Annotated in this window: 4 protein-coding genes; 3 read left to right on the forward strand and 1 reads right to left on the reverse strand. The window is 69.1% G+C overall.

All coding sequences use genetic code 11. The features are described from left to right. The 3 genes from JYJ84_RS31955 to kynA form a co-directional block, all read left to right on the forward strand. On the forward strand, positions 1-421 hold a 421-nt coding region (locus JYJ84_RS31955), incomplete at its 5' end, for a cyclase family protein (protein ID WP_205189951.1). A gap of 25 nt (positions 422-446) precedes the next feature. Then, positions 447-1,700: a kynureninase gene (gene kynU / locus JYJ84_RS31960; RefSeq protein WP_374102146.1), complete on the forward strand. Its 1,254-nt coding sequence runs from the start codon at positions 447-449 to the stop codon at positions 1,698-1,700. 77 nt (positions 1,701-1,777) lie between these two features. Then, complete coding sequence (kynA, locus tag JYJ84_RS31965; protein WP_122946138.1) at positions 1,778-2,710, forward strand: tryptophan 2,3-dioxygenase; 933 nt, start codon at positions 1,778-1,780, stop codon at positions 2,708-2,710. Positions 2,711-2,742: 32 nt separating this feature from the next. Here the strand turns inward: kynA and JYJ84_RS31970 are convergent. Further along, positions 2,743-3,377: MFS transporter (locus JYJ84_RS31970; protein ID WP_205189952.1), on the reverse strand; the 635-nt coding region annotated here is incomplete at its 5' end.

A 3,377-nucleotide genomic window follows, 5' to 3' on the forward strand; every position in this document is an offset into this window, starting at 1 on the left:
CCTCGGCCCGTGCCGCGTGATCCATTGCCTCGGCGCATCGCCGGTCGTGCAGCCGGCCGATGTCGCGGCCGCGCTCGACGGCGTACCGCCGCGCGTGCTGCTGCGCACCTATGCGCAGGCGCCGCTCGCGCAATGGGATACCGACTTCTGCGCGGTCGCGCCGGAAACCATCGACCTGCTGGCCGCGCACGGCGTGAAGCTGATCGGCATCGATACGCCGTCGCTCGACCCGCAGGAATCGAAAACGATGGATGCGCATCACCGCGTGCGTGCGCACCGGATGGCGATCCTCGAAGGCATCGTGCTCGACGACGTGCCGCCCGGCGACTACGAACTGATCGCACTGCCGCTGAAATTCGCGACGCTCGACGCGAGCCCCGTGCGCGCGGTGCTGCGCGCGCTGCCCGCGCGTGCTTCCTGATTACCCCGACTGACGACCCCACATCATGATCAAGACCCGTGAAGATGCGCTCGCGCTCGACCACGACGATCCGCTCGCCTCGCTGCGCGACCAGTTCTCCCTGCCCGATGGCGTGATCTACCTCGACGGCAACTCGCTCGGCGCGCAGCCGAGCGCGTCGGCCGCCCGCGCGCAGCAGGTGATCGGCGCCGAATGGGGCGAAGGCCTGATCCGTAGCTGGAACACCGCCGGCTGGTTCGCGCTGCCGCGCCGTCTCGGCGACAAGCTCGCGACGCTGATCGGCGGCGCCCCCGGCGAAACGGTCGTGACCGATACGATCTCGATCAACCTGTTCAAGCTGCTGTCGGCCATGGTGCGCCACCAGGCCGAGCGCGCGCCCGAGCGCCGCGTGATCGTGTCGGAACGCTCGAACTTCCCGACCGACCTGTATATCGCGCAGGGGCTGATCGAGCAGCTCGGCGGCGACTACGAACTGCGCCTGATCGACGACCCGGCCGACCTGCCGGACGCGCTCGGCGCGGACACGGCCGTCGCGATGATCACGCACGTGAACTACCGCACCGGCTACATGCACGACATGCCGGCCGTCACGCAGCTCGTGCACGACGCGGGCGGGCTGATGCTGTGGGACCTCGCGCACTCGGCCGGCGCGGTGCCGGTCGACCTGAACGGCGCGCGCGCGGACGGCGCGGTCGGCTGCACGTACAAGTACCTGAACGGCGGCCCCGGTTCGCCCGCGTTCGTGTGGGTGCCGCAGCGCCATCACGCGCACTTCTCGCAGCCGCTGTCCGGCTGGTGGGGCCACCGCGCACCGTTCGCGATGCAGCCGGGCTTCGCGCCCGATCCAGGCATCGCGCGCTTCCTGTGCGGCACGCAGCCGATCGTGTCGATGTCGATGGTCGAATGCGGGCTCGACGTGTTCCTGCAGACCGACATGCACGCGATCCGCCGCAAGTCGCTCGCGCTGACCGATGCGTTCATCGCGCTCGTCGAGGCACGCTGCGCGGGCCTGTCGCTGAAGCTCGTCACGCCGCGCGCGCATCACCAGCGCGGCTCGCAGGCGAGCTTCGAGCATCCGCACGGCTACGAGGTTATGCAGGCGCTGATCGCGCGCGGCGTGATCGGCGACTACCGCGAGCCGTACGTGCTGCGCTTCGGCTTCACGCCGCTCTATACGCGCTTCGTCGATGTGTGGGATGCCGTCGAGACGCTGCGCGACATCCTCGCCACCGACGCGTGGAAGGCGCCCGAGTTCGCCGAACGCGGCGCAGTGACCTGATCGGTTTTGCCCGGCGCGCGAGCCGCGCGCCGCGCCCCCGTCATTCAAATCTGGAGAGAGTCGTGAATTCTGGTCATATGCAGCCACCCGGTGGCGACGCGCCGGCGGGCTGCCCGTTCTCGGGCGCACGCACCGCGCATTCGGCGCAACCGGCCCCGGCCGCGCACGAAGCGTCGCACGTGCCCGGCGATGCCGGCTGGCACAACGCGCAGCTCGATTTCTCGAAATCGATGAGCTACGGCGACTACCTGTCGCTGAATTCGATCCTCGACGCGCAGCATCCGCTGTCGCCCGATCACAACGAGATGCTGTTCATCATCCAGCATCAGACGAGCGAGCTGTGGATGAAGCTCGCGCTGTTCGAGTTGCGCGGCGCACTCGATGCGGTGCGCACCGACGCGCTGCCGCCCGCGTTCAAGATGCTCGCGCGCGTGTCGCGGATTCTCGAGCAACTGGTTCAGGCGTGGAGCGTGCTGTCGACGATGACGCCGTCCGAGTATTCGGCGATGCGCCCGTATCTCGGACAGTCGTCGGGCTTCCAGTCGTACCAGTACCGGCAGCTCGAATTCCTGCTCGGCAACAAGAACGTGCAGATGCTGCAGCCGCATGCGCACCGGCCCGACATCCTCGAACAGGTGCGTGCAACGCTTGAGGCGCCGTCGTTCTACGACGAAGTCGTGCGCCTGCTCGCACGGCGCGGCTTCCCGATCGCGGCGGAGCGGCTCGAGCGCGACTGGACGCAGCCGACCCGGCATGACGAGACGGTCGAAGCCGCGTGGCTCGAGGTGTACCGTCACCCGCAGCAGCACTGGGAGCTGTACGAGATGGCCGAGGAACTCGTCGATCTCGAGGATGCGTTCCGCCAGTGGCGCTTCCGTCACGTGACGACCGTCGAGCGCATCATCGGCTTCAAGCAAGGCACGGGCGGCACCAGCGGCGCGCCGTACCTGCGCAAGATGCTCGACGTCGTGCTGTTCCCCGAGCTCTGGCACGTGCGCACCACGCTGTAACGCACGACTCGCCCGTGTGTGCCCGCGCGCCGTCATGACGACGTGCGGGCCAGTTCCTCCCCTTCGCTCGGCTGCACCGCCGCGCGCGACAGTCGCGGAATATGCCGTCGCACGACGAGCAGCGCGACGCAGACCACCCCCATCGCGATCGCCAGCATCGTCAGATAGGCCGTGGCGCCGCCCGTGGTGATCACGACCGCGCCCGCGAACGCGCTGAGGATCGCGCCGAGCCGGCCGAACGCGAGCGCGCTCGCGGTGCCCGTCGCGCGCACCGCCGTCGGATAGATGTACGCGCAGAGCGCATACATCGTCGACTGCACCGCGTTGACGAACAATCCGTGCAGGCCGAGCCCGACGATCAGCCAGCCCGTGTGGCGGCTGGCATCGACACCCATCAGCCACACCGCACTCGCCGCGCCGCCGATGCTGCACAGTACGAGCGGCCAGCGCGACCCGGCATGCGCGATCGTCCATGCGCACAGCAGCGCGCCGATCACGCCGCCGAGGTTGTACGCGGTGAGCCCCGTCCCCGCGACCGACACGCTCAGCCCGCTCGCCGCCAGCATCGTCGGCAGCCAGCTGAACGCCGCATACACGGCGAGCAGGCACATGAAGAATGCGCACCACAGCGCGACCGTGTCGCGCGCCTGACCGCTCGCGAACAGCG

This window comes from Burkholderia sp. LMG 13014, from assembly GCF_905232215.1.
GTDB lineage: Bacteria > Pseudomonadota > Gammaproteobacteria > Burkholderiales > Burkholderiaceae > Burkholderia.